The sequence below is a fragment of the Salisediminibacterium beveridgei genome (genome assembly GCF_001721685.1).
Lineage (GTDB): Bacteria > Bacillota > Bacilli > Bacillales > Salisediminibacteriaceae > Salisediminibacterium > Salisediminibacterium beveridgei.
The window spans coordinates 1,807,349-1,825,156 of the sequence record NZ_CP012502.1; the positions used below are offsets into that span (position 1 = coordinate 1,807,349).

Consider the following 17,808-nt stretch of genomic DNA (forward strand, 5'->3'; position numbering starts at 1 on the left):
CCGTTCAACTCCTTAATGAAATCCGCGACATTTTTTCTCCAGTCTTCCGATCCGTTTTTGTATTTCATGTTTACGAAACAAATGTTCCTGATCTACTTCTTCATATCCGAGAATGAGCTGCAATGCTTTACATGGCTCCTTTAACTGATGCTCAAAAAGTTTGGCAAGTTCAAGTGATGCCTTCAATGAAACTTCACTTTTTGCATGGGTCGCTTTAAGAAGACAGTGCTTTGCTTCATCATACCGTTTTAACTTTTTCATCAATTGACCATGATGATAATACACTTCCGCAGATACGTCTTCGGACTGTATCGTTTTCGTATAATGCAATTCGGCCAACTCATACTGAGAAACCTGTTCAGCCCATTTCGCTGCGCCTAGATGCTCCTTCCATGTCATTGGCCTATGACCGCCTAGATAACGCTCCGTAATTTCAAGGTAGAGACGCACGAGCGTTCGCACATCCTGATCATTATGTTCGATGATTCCTTTTAAAGCATGGGGGTGCTGATCAAACAAATATTCCTGGTACAAAATGGGTGCCATTCTCCCGGGAACATCATCGACGCGGGTGATTCCCAGTTTCTCCTCTTCAACAACTGCCAATCTGCACGATGGCAGTTCATCTTTCCAAAGACGTCTTGCTGCATGCAACAGATCGATATGCCCTGTTTCAGGTAGAGATGGAAGCATTGCTTGAAGAAGGGCATGTCGGGATTTCACTTGGGGCCAATCAAATGACTTGCCATTATAACTGACAATGTAATCACTTCTGTTTAATTCGTCGAGAAAACCAGTCAGAAATGCTGTTTCATGACCTGGATCCTTCAAAAGATGCTGGGTGACTTCCATGCCCTCACGGCGTACTCTTGCATAGCCGATCAAAAAGATCCTGTTGCCTGCTCCGTGAGACAAACCTGTCGTTTCCGTATCAAAAAACAAGAGTTCTTCCGGTGATCTCCCTGAGGTGGAAAGCGGATGAGAACCCATCGATTCTCCCCAGTACTCAGTCATCAAATGCAATTGTTGAAACAAATCTCTCTCTCCGTCTGAGAAAGGATAAACAATCTTTTTTCGATAGGCTGTTTCACCTTCAAAATAAAATGGATGGAATCCCAGCTGTTTGAATGATTCCTGAATTTCATCTTGTTTATCGTCATCCCTCCGATGACTTTCAGTGTCGATAACGTGTTCCACTTCCTCTAAATGAGATTTCATCTGCTTTAATTTGGCTTTCAGATTCATCTTTGGACGTTCACCTCCGTCAGACGGTGTCCTGATCATTAAGCAGGCTGCTGAATACCTTCAATATCCATACTTTCATCGGTACTTCCTGCGAGCCGGCACCTTCCCCGCAACAAGTAGGACATCCCCCTTCGCATGAACAGTGATAAACAAAATCGAGTGCTTTCTCAACCACTTCCGGAAGTTGCTGATAAATCCGCTCACTTAAACCCACGCCGCCTGGATAACGATCATATAAAAATACGGTGGGTGTTCCTGTTAACGCCTCTTTCACCTGTGGTGCCGTATAAAGGTCGGCAGTATCACACATGACATGAACGGAAGCAACGTGTCTGAGAACATGCGCGGCGCTTCCGAGTACTTGTTCCCAGGCATCTTCAGACAGGTCACCCAGTGCTTCTTGTTTAAGATGAAGCGCAATCCCATTCGTATGCAGTTCCTGCTCCGGAAGATGAATCGGGCCCGATCCAATATTTTCAAAGGAATCCAGCTTCATTTTTTTGAAGATGGTTGCCATCGCGGTTACCATCACATCTCCATAGACTGAGCGATGTGCCCCCATCGGTTTCTCCTGATCGACTTCCAGCACCTTCAATTGCACAGCAAGATTGGCATCCGTGAAATAATCAACATCCACTTCAGTGACAAATGCCTTTTTTTCATCCCAATCCAGTTTCTCAACTTGAAACTGAGTACCTTCATGCAAATAAATAGCTTCATCATGCAGAAGTGTCATCGCACTGAATGTATCCATTTCGCCGATTACACGGTGATTGGCCGTTTCCGATTGATCGATGATGACCACATTTTCCTGTGCCGCCGACCGAAGAGAAATATTATGCGCCGGAAAAGCGTCGTTCATCCAGTGATATTGATGACGACTCTTAAAAAGTACCCTCTTCTCAATAAGGTAATCGAGAATATCCGTGACATCAACACCGTCAAATTGCTCTTCTGTTTGAAATGGTAGCTCATAAGCAGCGCATTTCAGGTGGTCTACGAGAATGATCAGATTATTTTTGTTGATTCTTGCCGTTTCCGGAGAATGTTCAAAAAAATAATCAGGGTGCATAAACAAATATTGATCCAACGGAGAAGCGCTCGCCACCATAATCACCAGGGACTCATCCTGTCGCCTTCCTGCACGTCCTGCCTGTTGCCAGGATGATGCAATCGAGCCAGGGTATCCGGTCATGACGCAAACTTGAAGCTGTCCGATATCGACACCAAGTTCGAGTGCATTCGTGCTTACTACACCGATCGTATCACCACTTCTGAGATCACGCTCAATTTCTCTTCTTTGACTGGGCAAATAGCCTCCCCGGTAACCACGGATCTTCCCCTTTCGGATATCATGTTTCGTCAATTGCTGAAGATGACTGAGAATCAATTCGACCCTGACACGGCTTCTGGCAAACACTATTGTTTGAATACCATCTTTCAAAAAATATGCTGCCAGTTCATTGACCATTTTAGTCGCACTTTTACGAATGTTCAAAACAGGGTGAACGATCGGCGGATTATAAAGGACAAAATGCTTCCTTCCTTTTGGTGCACCGTTGTTATCTATCAGTTGAACATGCTCCCCTGTTAGTTCTTCCGCCAATTCAACGGGATTGGCTATCGTTGCAGATGTACAAATGAACTGTGGGTTACTTCCGTAATAAGCGCATATCCGCTTCAATCGCCGGATAACATTCGCTACGTGAGAGCCGAAGACGCCTCGATATGTATGCAGTTCATCTATCACGACTGTTTCAAGATTCTCGAAGAGTGAGATCCATTTTGTATGATGCGGTAAAATTGCCGAATGAAGCATATCCGGATTCGTGATCACAATATGGCCCGCTTTACGAATGGTTTGACGAATGGCAGGTGGTGTATCACCGTCATAAGTGTAACTCCGAATCTCGGTTTCCATATCTTCTATAATATGATTCAATTCGCTCATTTGGTCCTGCGCCAGTGCTTTAGTCGGAAACAAATAGAGCGCACGGGCATTTGAGTTTTCCATATATCGATGAAGAACAGGCAAATTGTAGCATAACGTCTTCCCGGAAGCTGTTGGTGTGACGGCTACCATATGATGATGATCTTCGATAGCCGTTTGAAATGCATGAGCCTGATGACGATAGAGCTCTTCAATTCCTCTCTTCGCCAAAGCCTTGATCACATCTTCATGAAGACCATCAGGAAAAGGTGAGTAAACCCCCTCTTTTTCAGGAATCGTTTGCCAATGCACCACATTCGGATCCTGTTTTAATGTGGCAACTTTATGTTCCAGCTGTTGTTTTTCAAACATTCTTCATCACCTGCTTCCTCCCTTTATTATAACGAATATGCGTTTGCATTCCTACCACTTTTTATAATTCAATGAAATCTAGGCCTAATCCATTGACGTTCACATGAAAAATCCGGACATGATGAAGATAATCTGTCCGGATTTTCTATGATGACAAGGTTTGACTCAATCCTTATGAATGATTTCAGCATTTCACTGCGGTTCCCCGTACTGCTCAATTGTAAGGTGCTTTAATTTCATCTTTTCAAGATAGTGTAGCGGGATCAGACAAGTTACCGTGATCACACCTGGATTACGCCCAATCTCGATTGCTCCAGTGATGGTTGCCCGATTCATAATTTCAGGAACACTTGTACCCATTAATATCGCCGCACGCTCCAAACCATTGGTTGTTGCTTCGTTCAGAGTTGCTCCAGTTCCGACAAAAGAAAGGGGTAAAGCTTTCTCCAACTTCTGTTGAACATTCCATCTGACGTGCAGTTGCTCTGCCTGTTTCCGCTCCGCTTTGCTTATTGGTTTAGCCAGGTAAGGTAAATCTTCTTCCACAGGAATAATCAACGGTCCTTCCATGTGTAACCCTTTGATGACACTGACTTGCAAGGTTACAATGCCGGACACATCAGTCGTATGCCCTGCAATTTCTCCATCACCCTGCATGGCATGCATGTCACCCAAATAAATTCCACCCCCTGGTACTTTTACCGGTGCAATGACAATCGCTCCTTCACGGGCCCGGTTGATGTCCATGTGACCATCTGTACGATCCTCAAGTTCTTCTTTCGTTAAGGCGTAGTCATGCGGAGCATCAATCAGAAACGAGCCGAAATCACCCGCATTATGTGAATCCGGAATTGGACGTGACGGGGTTGTGCCCAATTGTCCAAGAAACGGTCGCAACCTCGCTATGGTACCGACCATATCATGAGGGGCAAACGTGACAATCGGATTCTGAATCGAATGTTCCGGTGTGGCCATATACGCTTTCCCGTCTTTCGCGATGGTTTCAGCACCAGCCTGATCCAAAGTAATCCCGACAGTCTTTTTGTCGTTAAACGCGATTGTATAAGCATTAGTGAACCGAAACGGTGTCACATCCGCTCCACAGTTTGAACAACGGATTGCTTCTTGGCCGATTCCTTTGATCACAGTATCGGGGTTCATTTTACCACAATCCGGACATTGCACTGCTACAAAGGGGTCTCCAAGAAACCTGCCATCCACCGGTGCATCATTGCCTGAAGCCGTGGCTAAGGACGTAATGCGTATGGATTTAATTCGGATGGCAATCGAATCCCCAATTTCAGCACCTTCAACGTACACTGGTTTTGTTACTTCATGCCCCCCTTTTAAACAAGGTGTAATCATCGGTCCCCAGCAACCCGGAGTTGTGTTTGCCATGATATAGCCTCCGTCTTTCACAGGCCCGAGCATCTCTTTTCCTGGATCAAGAATCCCATCTGTAAATTCATTTACAAAAACTGTTTCTTTACCTTTCATAACCCAATCCCTCCCCCTCATTTTCGTAAGCGCTTACATTAATGAACCTTCCCTTTTTGAGAACGTTTGTAACCCGCATGTGTCCGATTTTACGGTTATTCTCCTTTACCTGCAGAAACTTTTCAAGGTATGATGAAAAAGATGAAAGTGGGGGTTGGTTATGAGTGTCGTATTATACTTTATGATTATGGTAGCTTTTTTGGACACTTTTGTTCAGCTGCCGATTATTACGCCATACGCTGTTTCTTTAGGAGCGACCAATCTGATGACAGGTGCCATCATCGCAGTGTATTCCTTGTCCAATATGATTGGTAATATCTTTGCAGGTCACTGGATCGACCGTTTCGGCAGGAAAAAACTGCTTCTGATCAGTATGTTTCTGGTATCTGCCATACTGCTTTTGTATCCAATAGCACAAAATAGTGAACAATTATTTTTCATTCGCTTAATCCATGGATTGGCAGGTGGCGCATTAATTCCTGCTGCATTTGCATATGTAGGAGATAAAACAAGACGCGAGGGCCGGGGCAGAGCAATGGCCTTTACTGGAGGCAGTATCGGCTTTGCAGCAATTTCAGGACCTGCATTTGGGGGGGCTGTTGCTGCCCGAGGTGAAATCGAATGGGTTTTCGTTATTATATCGGCAATCTTTATCATGACAGCGTTTCTAGTTATGCGAACAGTTGAAGAATCATTTATCACTGTTGAACGTGGAAAGGTAAATGTCAGAGATTTTGGTGTTTTGATCACAGAACCAAAGATCATTCAGGCATCCTTGTCAGCTTATGCATTGATGATCGGTAACGGCACATTGGCATTTGCTTTACCATTGAAAGTCGAAAGCATCGGTATGGATTCTGCGACAACCGGTTTGCTATTGAGCGTTTACGGAGTCACTGCTTTACTGATCTTTCTCACACCGGTAAACCGATTGTTTGATCGTCAGGATCCGATGCGCCTGATCTTTCTCGGACTTTTTCTGGTGGGTTTATCTATGCTGATCCTGACACTTTTTGAGGCATTCTTGATCATTTTTATCGCTATGATTATCTATGGCGGAGGATTTGCTCTGGTGTTCCCGTCCATGAATCGGGTTGTATCAGACGCCTCCTCCAAGGTAGATCGTGGAAAAGCGTACGGGATCTTTTATGCAGCTTTTTCATTGGGTGTCGTATCAGGATCCTTTATTGCAGGAGCAGTGGCTGAATGGTTTGGGGCGCCTTTTTTCTTTGCTGCCGTATTAATCTGGATCCTCGCATTTGTTCTCAGCTTTTATTACTATCGCCAATTACGATCGGTTCCGTCAAGGAAAGATAAGATCCGTCTGTGAACAAATTCTCTTAACACCTGCCGCTCATTCAATACTTGATGCCGTGCCTCAGGAACCAGACACACCTGAAGGTAACGGCATTTTTGTTCGTAAAATGAAATCGTTCGTTTTGCATCCACAGTTGTATCCCGTTCTCCTTGAATCAAATAGACAGGCAGCCGGACTATTGGAGAATAACGAATTTCTTCCTGCCAATCGGCCATTGCAAAGAACCAATCTGCTTTCAAATAATGCACTTGCAGCGGATCTCGTGTGATGAACTGATGATATAGTTCATCGTCAGAATTTCTTTTAAAGGCCCGCTTTGATGTCGGCATGATACGACTTAGCATTTTAATGATCCCTTTTGTTTTCTTCCATTGATACGGCAAATATAATGGGGCAGCCATTACAAGCCGGTCAAGACGAATACGCTTTTGTCCTATGGATTGAAACAAGATTGCTGCACCCGTGCTATGACCTAAACCGATGATTTCTCCGGAAGGTATATAGCTGTGCATGGCTCGATAGGCATCTTCCACCGCATCTATGTATTCTTTGAATGAATGGATCGATCCCTCTTCACCCTGACTCAGCCCATGACCAGGAAGGTCAACGGTAAATACTGTATATCCATGACGCAGCAGTTCATTGATCGTTACCGATAAGCCTCCACTGTGATCCAAATAGCCATGAACCAGAAACACCGTCCCTTTGTGTTCTTTCGCATAAAAGCATTGAACAAAAAGATTTTGATTCTCTCTGTTGATTTCACCCGCTCGGTAATGTTTTATGAAAGACGTTTCGAAATGATAATCACCTAAATATTTCTCCATCGGTTGACGGCCTGTTTCAGAATATAACTCAGACAGTTCAGGAATTTGTTCTTTGAATTGACGAATTCGTTCTTTCTGATTCTTCATTAGCGGCACCCCTGTTTTTCAATTCTTTTCACTAAGAAGGGTACTCTCTGATTATATGAGAGTACCCGATACGATCAGCGGATCGCTTCTACCAACGCTCTGCCATAAGCCGGTAAATCCGGAGGACGTCGGCTGGAGATCAAGTTGCCATCGGTTGTTACAGGTTCATCAACCCATGTGGCTCCTGCGTTGATCATATCATGTTTAATGCCTGGCGTACTCGTTACTGTGCGCTCATTCAGAACGTCAGCAGAAACCAGCACCCATCCTGCATGACAGATTTGTCCAACGACCCGCTGCTCATTCATCATGAATTTCACCATTTCAAGAACAGCATCATAACGTCTCAGTTTATCCGGAGCCCATCCGCCAGGTACAAGAATCGCATCGAATTCTTTGATTTCCACCTCATGAAATGCGGCGTCAGATTTAACAGGAACACCATTCTTTCCAGTATAAACTTTATCTGCGACAGGTCCAGCAATCAATGCATCGGCTCCTGCTTCTTGCATCCGGTAATGTGGATAAATCAGTTCAGAGTCTTCGAAATCATCTTCTATAATCGTCAACACTTTTTTTCCTTCGAGTTCCATCATTCCGATCCCTCCTTTTATTTTATCATATTGGGTCCAATTCCCTTTTTCACAAAAAAATAATCGGATTATTTCAAACTCTCCCACTCATTGTAAAACTGTTGAAGATAAGATTCCATAAACCGGTGGCGCTCGGCTGCAATCCTTCTTGCAGTGTCCGTATGCATCATATCTTTTAATTTTAACAACTTCTCATGAAAATGATTAATTGCGGTATTCCCACTACACCGATATTCTTCTTTCGTCATTTGGTCCCTTGGAAGAATATCAGGGTCGTACATTTTATCCCCTTTATTTCCTGCAAACATAAAACAACGGGCTATTCCAATTGCACCAATGGCATCGAGCCGGTCTGCATCCTGGACAATTCTCCCCTCCAGGCTTTGAGGAGGATGGTTGTTTCCACCTTTGAAGGATACCGTCGAAACAACATTCAGTACATCACGAATCTCTTTATTGCTAAATCCGAATTCCTCAAGTCCGGAATGCACGTAGTGTATGGCTTCCGTTTCAGTTTCATGAAATTTATCATCCGCTACATCATGTATAAGGGCTGCTAATTCCGTCAGCTCAAGATCCCCTCCTTCTTTTTCAGCAATATGAACGGCTTGTTTTCTTACTCTGTCTGTGTGTGGCCAGTCATGTCCAGTGGAATCGTTTACAAAGAAATCCTTTACCCACGCCTCTGCAGCAGCAATTCGTTGTTTCATCTGATCTTCCCTCCAGTTAGTCATCGTGAACGGATGTCTGTTTTAAACAAATTATGAAGCGGCTGTGAACCTGTTCTATTTTTAATATTGTGCTGTACTACACAAACTCACCTCAATTAAAAGCCTATATACCAGTGGTTTTTATCACCTGCGAAATAAGTGTATCAGTGATTAAATTTCGAACATTTTGTGACTATGTGACTTTAATCATATCGTTCCCCGGTTGAATTATCTATACTGCAACTATGGGAGTTATGTTTTAATTTTGAAAGGGGAATGATCAAATGTCTATTTTACCAAAAAAGAACGAGCTTGGCTTTTTTGAGATCCGGCTCGAATCGATCGGTGGACTCGGGGCCAACCTCGCAGGAAAAATGCTTGCTGAAGCAGGGGTACAGGGGCTTGGATTGAATGGCGCTAATTTTTCATCGTACGGTTCGGAAAAAAAAGGTTCACCGGTTAAATCATTTATCCGGTTTTGTGATCCTGATGTTGAGATCCGTGACCATGCTCCAATCGAACAGCCGCATGTCATCAGTGTATTCCACGAAGCACTCTATAAAATGGTCGATGTGACAAGCGGCCTGACTGCTGACGGGGTTGTGCTTGTAAATACACAAAGCGATTTCGATACGATCCGTAATGACTTGAAAGTCGAATACGGCACGATCGCAGCTGTCGATGCGCTTAAAATTGCGAATGAAGAAAAGACTAAGGTCAATACAGCGATGCTCGGTGCAATGTACCGCGTCCTTGATTTCCTTGATCCTGAATATATGCGTAACGTGATCCGCAAAACTTTTGAAAAGAAGTATCCGCATTTTGTGGAACCAAACATCCGTACTTTTGATCGCGGATACAACGAAGTGCAGTTCAAAAAGTATGAGGCTCCACAGGATGCTGCAAGCCGTGAATTTACCCGTGTTCAACCACGACTGGGTTATGAAACACAAGAGATCGGCGGTATCATCACAGCACAGGCAAACAGCATTGAAAAAGATTTGAGCGGTTCAAGAATCGGTTTCCTTCCAGAATACAAAGCAGAATCCTGTATTCACTGTGCAGCATGCGACACGGTCTGCCCGGATTACTGCTTTGTCTGGGAACAGGGCGAAGACAAAAAAGGCCGACCGCAAATGTTCCTCAAAGGAATTGACTATCAATACTGTAAAGGGTGTCTGAAGTGCGTTGATGCCTGTCCGACTGACGCATTGGCTGATTTGGCTGAAGTGAAAGGCTATGCAGAAGAAAAACAAGTGAAACACAACTTTCCATACGTTGCAGGGGGTATGAAATAATGGCAATGACAGAGGAAAACGTTCCAAAAGTATCAAATGAACAGGTAGAGACATTCGAATCAGGTAATGAAATGGCTGCCATGGCTGCAGCACAAATCAACTATCATATAATGGGATACTTCCCAATCACTCCATCAACTGAAGTTGCTCAGTACCTCGATATGATGGCTTCAAAAGGTATGCATGATATCAAATTAATTGCAGCAGACGGTGAACACGGCTCTGCCGGGATCTGTTTCGGGGCTGCTACAACAGGCTCTCGTGTATTCAATGCGACAAGTGCCAACGGGTTTCTCTATATGATTGAGCAGCTGCCGGTTCAATCTGGTCTTCGGTTTCCGATGGTCTTGAACCTGGTGACTCGTGCTGTCAGTGGCCCACTCGATATCCGCGGTGACCACTCCGACCTGTACTACGGGTTGAATACAGGCTGGGTGATTCTTACTGCAAGGACCCCGCAAGCCGTTTATGATATGAACATTATGGCGCTTAAAATTGCTGAGCATTCTGAAGTCCGTCTGCCGGTCATTGTAGCTTATGACGGTTTCTTTACGTCACACCAAAAACGTAAAGTAAACATGTTCAAAGAACGTGAAACGGTTCAGTCTTTTGTAGGTGAAGCACCAACAGGTTATCCGGTTTCCATTGATAAAGACAACCCGGTGACAATCGGTGCCCACATGGACGGCAATGATTTGACAAACAACCACTTCCAGCAGTCTGAAGCGCTTTACAAAGCTTACGATGTATACAAAGACGTGGCGAAGGAATATGAGCAAATCTCCGGACGAAATTACGATATTCTTGACACCTATGGCATGGAAGACGCTGAAGTTGCACTTTTTCTGTTAAACTCCGCTGCAGAAACTGCTAAGGATGTCGTTGACAAGCTTCGTAAAAAAGGCGTTAAAGCTGGTGTTGTAAGCCCGAACATTATTCGTCCATTCCCTGCAGACGACATTCGCGAAGTATTCAAGAGCGTGAATACCGTACTAATCGGTGAACGTGCCGACTCGTACGGCGGTAACGGAGCAAATCTGACTCATGAGCTGAAGTCTGCATTACAGGAAGACCTCGATAACAATACAAAAGTTGTGAGCCGTGTATTCGGTATGGGTGGAAAAGACTTCTACTCGGACGATGCAGAAGCATTTTTCCAGATGGCCATTGACGCCACTGAAGACGCTTCTTCCGTCAAGAACTTTGACTACTATGGTCAGACTCCTGGTAACAAGGATCTTGCGTTGCAGCCGGTGATTGAACCGATGACAGGAGATAATTTCAATTCAGGCTTAATTAAAGTCACAGAAGATGAAGAAACAAATAAGCTGAAGGTGCGCATCCCGCCACTTAGACAGTTAACTTCCGAACCGAAACGATTCGCTTCCGGTCATGGAGCCTGCCCTGGTTGCGGAATCTTCCCTGGACTTGAATTATTCTTCAAAGGAATTGAAGGGGATGCTGTCATCTTGTTCCATACTGGTTGCGGATATGTTGTCACGTCTGCATACCCACACAGCTCACACAAACAGACGATGATTCATAACCTGTTCCAGAGTGGCCCGGCTACGTTATCCGGTACTGTAGAAGCTTTCTTTGAAAAGAAAGAGCGCGGTGAAATTGATATCGATGATGACTTCACCTTTGTCATGATTACCGGTGATGGTGGAATGGATATCGGGATGGGCTCAGCCATCGGTACTGCGCTTCGTAATCACAAAATGATTATCCTTGAGTACGATAACGAGGGCTACATGAACACAGGTTCACAGATGTCTTATTCCACACCAATTGGTCATATGACAAGTACAACCGGTGTCGGCAAGAAACAACAGGGTAAAGCGTTCCACCATAAGGATACCGCTCAGATCATGGCATCCACGAACATTCCTTATGTTTTTACAGGTACAGAAGCTTACCCGCAGGACCTGATAAAGAAAGCAGCCAAAGCTCAGTGGTATGCGCAGAATGAAGGACTTGTTTACGGCAAAATCCTCATTACATGCCCACTGAACTGGAAAAGTAACGACCGTGACGGTGAAAATATCATGAAGGCTGCCGTTGAATCCTGCTTCTTCCCGTTATATGAAATCGAGCGTGGCGAAACCAATATCACTTACGATCCGGAAGCCAAGAAAAAACGTGTTGAACTTTCTGAATGGCTCGGATACATGGGTAAGACAAAACACATTCTGAAAGAAGAAAATAAAGGGCTCTATGATGACTTCTCCGATGAGGTCGAGCGTCGTTGGAAGAAACTCAAAGTAAAACACGAAACACCGTTTATTTAATAAAACTCAAAAAGGTGATCCGGCCTGAACATCAGGCGGATCACCTTCTATTTATACTTTTTATAACACTTTCTCTTCAGCGCACGACTGGCAATCATTTCCGTAACATTCATGCATCTCTTCGATAACTTCACCACAGCTGGCACATTCCTTTGGCGGAAGATTCTCAAAAAATTCAATACTCGAGATTATCATGGTTTCATGCCCCCATTTCCTTTATTATCACTATTGTAATACAACAGTGTTTAATAATCAACATTTGTAATAAAACACTGAGGGTTTTTTGAAAAATCAGTTAATAACTCATCTAAAAACAGCCTCTGTTGCTTCAGAGGCTGTTTGTTCATTGCTATATCACTTTACACCCAGCAGGTCGTCGAGCATGGTTACCAGCTGACCGATCTCCGGTTTACTGATTTGTGCGTCTGCACCAACCCGTTCACCTTTGTGAAACAAATCTCCGGTAATTAGCGAGGAGAAAATCAACACTGGGATTTCACTGAGTGTCTGGTCTTCCTTGATCCGCTTTGTCAGATGATGGCCGTCCATTGCAGGCATTTCAATATCAGTAATTACACCATCGATGCTTGTGCCGCCTTTTGTGGACGTGATATATTCCCAGGCTTCCTTTCCATCGTCTGAAAAGATCAGTTTATCGTAGCCTGCTTCTATCAGCGTATCCTTCAGCAACTTTCTTAAGATTGGAGAATCTTCAGCAAGGAGGATTTTTTTCCCACTTCGATCCCGCTTTTCAACGCCTTCCATTTTAGCAGGCGTTATCCCCGCTTCTGGCATAATATCGTAAACAACTTTTTCGTAGTCCAGCATGAGAATCATGTTCTCGTCCATTTTAATGACTCCTATGGTCAAATCTTCAAGTCCTCCACTTAATCGACTCGGTTTCTCGATTTGTTCCCAGGAAATCCGGTGTATTCGGGATACTGCATGGACGTGAAAGGCTACCTTCACATTGTTCATTTCAGAGACCACATATTTGTCCTGATTGTTTTCTTCAGATGGTGAGAAACCGATCGCTTTGGCAAGATCAATCACCGGTATCACTTCATCGCGCAGACGAATAATCCCCTCCACGTGCGGATGTGTGTGTGGCATCAGCGTAACATTCGTTGGCTGTATGATTTCACGTACCTTCATGACATTGATCCCGAAGGTGCCGGTTCCTATCGTAAACATGATCACTTCTAATTCATTTGTCCCACTTTCAAGCAATATGCCCTTATGTTCCTCAGTCATTATTTACCCCTCCACTGCTTTAATCTGCAATCCTGCTCATTCTTTCTATTCATACATTATCACGAATCAGTTCCTCCCGCTATCTTTCTCAGAGATTTATTTCAGAGCATTTTCATTTGCTTTTGCATTTCCAAGCTGTCTATAATGAAAACAGCATCATTTACTTTGATTCAGGAGGCGAGCATCATGACGGAACGATTGAAGACTGCTTTACTGTTGACGTTATTTCTCGTTCTGATTCCCACGACCGTCGTTTTCGCAGAGGATAATGGCGAATCCACTACGACTCTTCTTGAAACGCCCTTTGTTATTGTTGGATTTGTGACACTTGGTTTATTGATTTATTATTCCATCAGAGAGTCGTAAAACACGAAAGAAGGGCACGCCTCTATTTTGGAGCTGCCCTTCTTTTTTACTTCATGGTCAAGCATTAATACAACTGAGACTGTCGCCACTTTCTTGGTGTGATACCAAGTTATTATTATGCTTCGACATATTTGTCGAGTAACCAGCGAAAAATACCCAGTGCCAATAAGTATCCGGCAAGTATGGTTACTATCTGACCAAGATACAATACATCGCCCCCGGTTTGATCAATCGCAACATCACTGAAATCAGTAAACAGTATTGTCAAACGCTCAATCACGTCATCCGATCGGAGAAGCGGAATAAAGGTTTGTACACTTTGAAACCACACCTGATCTGATAACCAGGAGATCATCCAGTTAACAACGAATGTAAGAACAATCCCAATCAGCCAGCCTAATGGCTTGAATGCTTTTGCCATCAGATAGATAAACACGGCAGCAAGACCGATCATGACTGCCCCATGCAAAATCACTGCAAGGATAAACGGACTGAATTCCAGATATGCCTGCCTTACCGGTTCAATGACCGAAGTCATGTCCGTATAGACGGAATTCCCTTCCTGACCCACACTGATAATTCTTGTCAGCATGACATACGCTGCAATCATAGCATAGATAAGAGAAATCAGAAATTGACTGAGGCCCGCCGCCATTTTTGATGTGATCAGTGCCCAGCCTGACACAGGGAGGTTCAGCCACTGAACATGTGTATTACTGCGCCATTCTCTTGAAAATGCAATCAGCCATTCGAAGAACAGATAAATCACATGGACAATGATTAAAGGAAGTGCGATAAGTAAGAACAAAAAGGATTCCTGTTCGATCAGATACAGCATGATCAAAAAGCCAAGGGTGTTCAGGATCATAATCAGGAGAAAGCGGGGCAGAGAATCCTGCCATTCTTTTCTGAACAACGCTAACCACATCAGACAAACACCTCCCGCATCAGTTCCACCACAGATTTCCCATGTTCTTCCCGAAGTCGATCCGTTTCTCCTTCAAGCATAATGCTTCCCTGATGAAGAAACATCACATAATCAAGGTAAGGTTCCACTTCGGTGACTTCGTGTGTAGATATCAGGCCCAGTTGCCTTTCCACATCCAGATGACGGATAATCATTTTCAAAATATCCTCCCTGACGATAGGGTCCAGGCCTGATAACGGCTCATCCATAACCAGAATGGAGACTTCTCTTGCAAGTGTCAGAATAATTTTGACTTTCGCCCGGTTACCTTTTGATAAATGTTTTATTTTTTTATCCATTGGAAGTGCCAGTTCATTTGTCATTGCTTCCGCTTTGTCCAGACGAAATGCACTGATTGTTTTTTCATGAAACCGGATCGCCTGACGAATGGTTTGAAAGCCGTATAAAGAGTCGAGCTCTGATAAGTAAGCCACTTGATCTCCAATTGTCCTGTCTGTTTCCCTACCATGAATCTTAATTGATCCACTTGTAGGCCGTAATAATCCGGCAATCAGCTTCAACAATGTCGTCTTCCCGCTGCCGTTGGGTCCAATGATTCCCGCAAGTCCGGTCTGGTTCATCGTCCAGTTGACATCAAACAGCCCTTCGTTTTTTCCATATCGCTTTGTCACATGCTTCATCTCAATCATTGTCTCCATGTTCAGTCCTCCTTCGCATCATCCATACGCTCTTTCATCAGGTTCAGTATCGTTTTATCATCTATCCCGAGGTTATGCATTGTGTCGAGGAACGTATCCACTTGCTTTGCCGCTATATCTCTTCGTAATGTTTCGATTACTGCGGTGTCTTCGGTAACAAAGGTCCCCTGCCCCCGTTTGGACACGACAACCCCCTCCCGTTCCATTTCCATATATGTTCTTGAAACGGTATTTGGATTTACACCCGCCTCAACAGCGAACTCTCTCACCGATAGTAATTTACTCCCTGGTGACATATCACCTCTTGAAATTCCGCTGTAAATGTACTCCATGATTTGTATATAGATTGGACGGTGGTTATCAAATTCCAGCCCCATATCATTCTTCCTCCCCTTTACAGCTCTGATGTCAATCGGCAATATCCCTTTTTGCAAAACTGATATAGGCAATTGCCTTAAACAGGATAAAATATACCAGAATGACCATTGCCGAGAATGCGATGCTTAACTCCGGGATCATCGGCTGTCCGTAAAAATGCTGCAGTAAATTGCTGTTGGCAAATAAAATGTATTTCGCCCATTCATAGTTACTCAGTAAATACACAACTTGTCCGCCTGTAAACAACAGGACCAATGATAAGCCAATCGATAATGACTGATTTCGAAAAACCGCCCCGAGCATAAAAGCGAAGGTCGTCATGATTACGAGTTCAATCCAACCGAGAAAATATGCAGTGCCCATATACTGCCACACATTCAGATCACGAATCCCATCCGTAGTCATATCCACAACCCGTGTACTCTCAATGGAAAAGTCATGCAGAACACCACCGGTAATCAAACTGCTTAAAATCAAAACGAAAAGCATCACGATCGAGAACTGAATAGTCGCAATCCATTTTGAAAAAAGGATTTTCCACCTTTTCACCGGACGTATCATCAGCAGTTTGATGGTGCCATTGCTATGTTCACTGGCGACAATTCCCGCGCCTACAATGACAGAAAACATCGTCACAAAACTGATCAGCTGCGGATTCTGCATAGTAAAACCAACCATCGAATTGGTCGGAATCTCGGTAATGCCCTCTTCTTCCCTGTATTCCTGTAACTCCTGCTGTTCAATGACCTGTGGCGGCAACTGGTCCGCATCGTCCATTAGTTCCGTGGATTCAATCGACACGTCCATTTCAGCTTCACTTTGCGTCTCTGTAGCCTCTTCTGTGAAACGCATAACCAGTCCGATCAGGAGCACAACGATAATAAGAATACCGAACATCACTTTTGTGCCTGTACGCTTATAAATTTTCATGTTTTCATTTCGGATTAAATTCATCATACCGATTCACCTCCTGTCACCTGCAAAAACTGTTCTTCGAGTGTAACCGGTGCCGCATGCCGGACTTCATAAATCTGAACACCAGCTCTTATCAGTTCCTTCAGGAGATCCGGTATCTGTTCCTCTGAGCAATTCACTCCCAGCTCATCCCCGTCCTTTTCTGCCTCTATGTTCAGATAAGCACGAATCACTTTCCGGGCATCCTGAATCGGTTTTGCCCGTAAAATGATCCGGTCTTCTTTCTGCTGGATGAAGGATTTCACATCGGAAATGGCGATGATTTCGCCTTGTTTGATTACAGCGATCCTGTCACACATCTTTTCCATTTCACTTAACAGGTGACTCGATACGATGATACTGATCCCCTCTTCATGGGCAAGACTCCTTAAGTAACTGCGGATTTCCTTGATGCCTGCTGGATCAAGTCCATTGGTCGGCTCATCGAGTATCAGCACATCCGGCTCATGCAATAATGCCTGTGCCAATCCAAGGCGCTGACGCATGCCAAGTGAATAGGTTCCTGTCTTCTCTTTCAGTCTCGCTGTCATCCCTACAAGCTCAGCCACTTCATGAATCCTGCTCTTTTTCACTCCGGGCATCATCCGCTGATAGTGAAGAAGGTTATCATAACCGCTTAAATAATCATACATCTCCGGATTCTCAACCACAGCCCCCACTCTGCTGATGGCTTTCTCGAAATCCTGGTTAAGATCGTAACCATTTATCAGCACTCTCCCGCTTGTCGGTTTCATTAAGCCTACGATCATTCGGATGGTCGTTGTTTTCCCCGCTCCGTTTGGCCCCAATAATCCGTAAACTTCCCCTGGTCTGATGGCCAGATCAATTCCTTTAATGATTTTTGTTTTACCAATGGATTTTGATAACTGTTCAATCACAATCCGATTTTCCATTTTGCTGTCCCCCGTTTACATTAACTTAGTGTATTAATTATATAGTACACTAAGTTAATTGAATTTGTCTACAGATTATTTTTATGCAATCGTTTGTCCTTTTTCTCTTGCCTTTATCGGCATCGTTCTTTATAATTTCTTTTAGGCA

General features: G+C 44.0%; 17 protein-coding genes. 4 read left to right on the forward strand and 13 right to left on the reverse strand.

Going from position 1 to position 17,808, the window contains the following annotated elements; genetic code table 11:
• Positions 1–12: 12 nt before the first annotated feature.
• From BBEV_RS08390 to BBEV_RS08400, 3 genes are all read right to left on the reverse strand, one after another.
• Positions 13–1,284 (reverse strand): ribonuclease H-like domain-containing protein, encoded by a 1,272-nt coding sequence (locus BBEV_RS08390; RefSeq protein WP_069365058.1) that lies wholly within the window; start codon positions 1,282–1,284, stop codon positions 13–15.
• On the reverse strand, positions 1,265–3,547 hold the full coding sequence (locus BBEV_RS08395) for a DEAD/DEAH box helicase (RefSeq protein ID WP_069365059.1): 2,283 nt from the start codon (positions 3,545–3,547) through the stop codon (positions 1,265–1,267). Before BBEV_RS08395 ends, BBEV_RS08390 begins: the two co-directional genes overlap by 20 nt.
• Before the next feature lie 192 nt (positions 3,548–3,739).
• Entirely contained in the window at positions 3,740–5,044 is a 1,305-nt protein-coding gene (locus BBEV_RS08400; protein ID WP_069365060.1) for an acetamidase/formamidase family protein, read from the reverse strand.
• A gap of 160 nt (positions 5,045–5,204) precedes the next feature.
• Here BBEV_RS08400 and BBEV_RS08405 point away from each other — a divergent pair, with 160 nt between their 5' ends.
• A complete protein-coding gene (locus tag BBEV_RS08405; RefSeq protein WP_069365061.1) occupies positions 5,205–6,374 on the forward strand; it encodes an MFS transporter in 1,170 nt (389 codons plus the stop codon).
• On the opposite strand, the gene BBEV_RS08410 is transcribed toward BBEV_RS08405, so the two are convergent.
• The 3 genes from BBEV_RS08410 to BBEV_RS08420 form a co-directional block, all read right to left on the reverse strand.
• On the reverse strand, positions 6,323–7,276 hold the full coding sequence (locus BBEV_RS08410; protein WP_069365062.1) for an alpha/beta hydrolase: 954 nt from the start codon (positions 7,274–7,276) through the stop codon (positions 6,323–6,325). The two genes, BBEV_RS08405 and BBEV_RS08410, sit on opposite strands and share 52 nt — an antisense overlap.
• A gap of 74 nt (positions 7,277–7,350) precedes the next feature.
• Positions 7,351–7,869, reverse strand: a complete 519-nt coding sequence (locus BBEV_RS08415; protein WP_069366670.1) for a type 1 glutamine amidotransferase domain-containing protein — start codon at positions 7,867–7,869, stop codon at positions 7,351–7,353.
• A gap of 68 nt (positions 7,870–7,937) precedes the next feature.
• Positions 7,938–8,579 carry an HD domain-containing protein gene (locus BBEV_RS08420; protein WP_084007307.1) on the reverse strand — a complete coding sequence of 214 codons (642 nt, stop codon included), beginning with the start codon at positions 8,577–8,579 and terminating at the stop codon, positions 7,938–7,940.
• Positions 8,580–8,863: 284 nt separating this feature from the next.
• Here BBEV_RS08420 and BBEV_RS08425 point away from each other — a divergent pair, with 284 nt between their 5' ends.
• Both BBEV_RS08425 and BBEV_RS08430 read left to right on the forward strand, forming a co-directional pair.
• Positions 8,864–9,877, forward strand: a complete 1,014-nt coding sequence (locus BBEV_RS08425; RefSeq protein ID WP_069365064.1) for a 2-oxoacid:acceptor oxidoreductase family protein — start codon at positions 8,864–8,866, stop codon at positions 9,875–9,877.
• A complete protein-coding gene (locus BBEV_RS08430; RefSeq protein ID WP_069365065.1) occupies positions 9,877–12,168 on the forward strand; it encodes a thiamine pyrophosphate-dependent enzyme in 2,292 nt (763 codons plus the stop codon). Before BBEV_RS08425 ends, BBEV_RS08430 begins: the two co-directional genes overlap by 1 nt.
• Positions 12,169–12,228: 60 nt before the next feature.
• Here BBEV_RS08430 and yhfH read toward each other — a convergent pair whose 3' ends face one another.
• Entirely contained in the window at positions 12,229–12,363 is a 135-nt protein-coding gene (yhfH, locus tag BBEV_RS08435; protein ID WP_069365066.1) for a protein YhfH, read from the reverse strand.
• Between the two features lie 159 nt (positions 12,364–12,522).
• On the reverse strand, positions 12,523–13,422 hold the full coding sequence (locus BBEV_RS08440) for a chemotaxis protein (protein WP_069365067.1): 900 nt from the start codon (positions 13,420–13,422) through the stop codon (positions 12,523–12,525).
• A 186-nt stretch (positions 13,423–13,608) separates the two neighbouring features.
• On the opposite strand from BBEV_RS08440, the gene BBEV_RS08445 reads away from it, so the two are divergent.
• Positions 13,609–13,788, forward strand: coding sequence for a hypothetical protein (locus BBEV_RS08445; protein WP_069365068.1), 180 nt, complete (start codon positions 13,609–13,611; stop codon positions 13,786–13,788).
• A 115-nt stretch (positions 13,789–13,903) separates the two neighbouring features.
• On the opposite strand, the gene BBEV_RS08450 is transcribed toward BBEV_RS08445, so the two are convergent.
• The 5 genes from BBEV_RS08450 to BBEV_RS08470 are packed head-to-tail and all read right to left on the reverse strand — an operon-like array spanning position 13,904 to position 17,660.
• The gene (locus tag BBEV_RS08450; protein ID WP_069365069.1) at positions 13,904–14,716 is read right to left on the reverse strand and encodes a hypothetical protein; all 813 of its coding nucleotides are present in this window, start codon (positions 14,714–14,716) and stop codon (positions 13,904–13,906) included.
• The gene (locus tag BBEV_RS08455; protein WP_084007308.1) at positions 14,716–15,414 is read right to left on the reverse strand and encodes an ATP-binding cassette domain-containing protein; all 699 of its coding nucleotides are present in this window, start codon (positions 15,412–15,414) and stop codon (positions 14,716–14,718) included. The genes BBEV_RS08450 and BBEV_RS08455 overlap by 1 nt, the downstream gene beginning before the upstream one ends.
• 2 nt (positions 15,415–15,416) lie before the next feature.
• Positions 15,417–15,791: a GntR family transcriptional regulator gene (locus BBEV_RS08460; protein ID WP_069365070.1), complete on the reverse strand. Its 375-nt coding sequence runs from the start codon at positions 15,789–15,791 to the stop codon at positions 15,417–15,419.
• A gap of 31 nt (positions 15,792–15,822) precedes the next feature.
• A complete protein-coding gene (locus tag BBEV_RS08465; protein WP_069365071.1) occupies positions 15,823–16,749 on the reverse strand; it encodes a DUF2705 family protein in 927 nt (308 codons plus the stop codon).
• Positions 16,746–17,660 carry an ABC transporter ATP-binding protein gene (locus BBEV_RS08470; protein WP_069365072.1) on the reverse strand — a complete coding sequence of 305 codons (915 nt, stop codon included), beginning with the start codon at positions 17,658–17,660 and terminating at the stop codon, positions 16,746–16,748. Before BBEV_RS08470 ends, BBEV_RS08465 begins: the two co-directional genes overlap by 4 nt.
• Between the last annotated feature and the right edge of the window lie 148 nt (positions 17,661–17,808).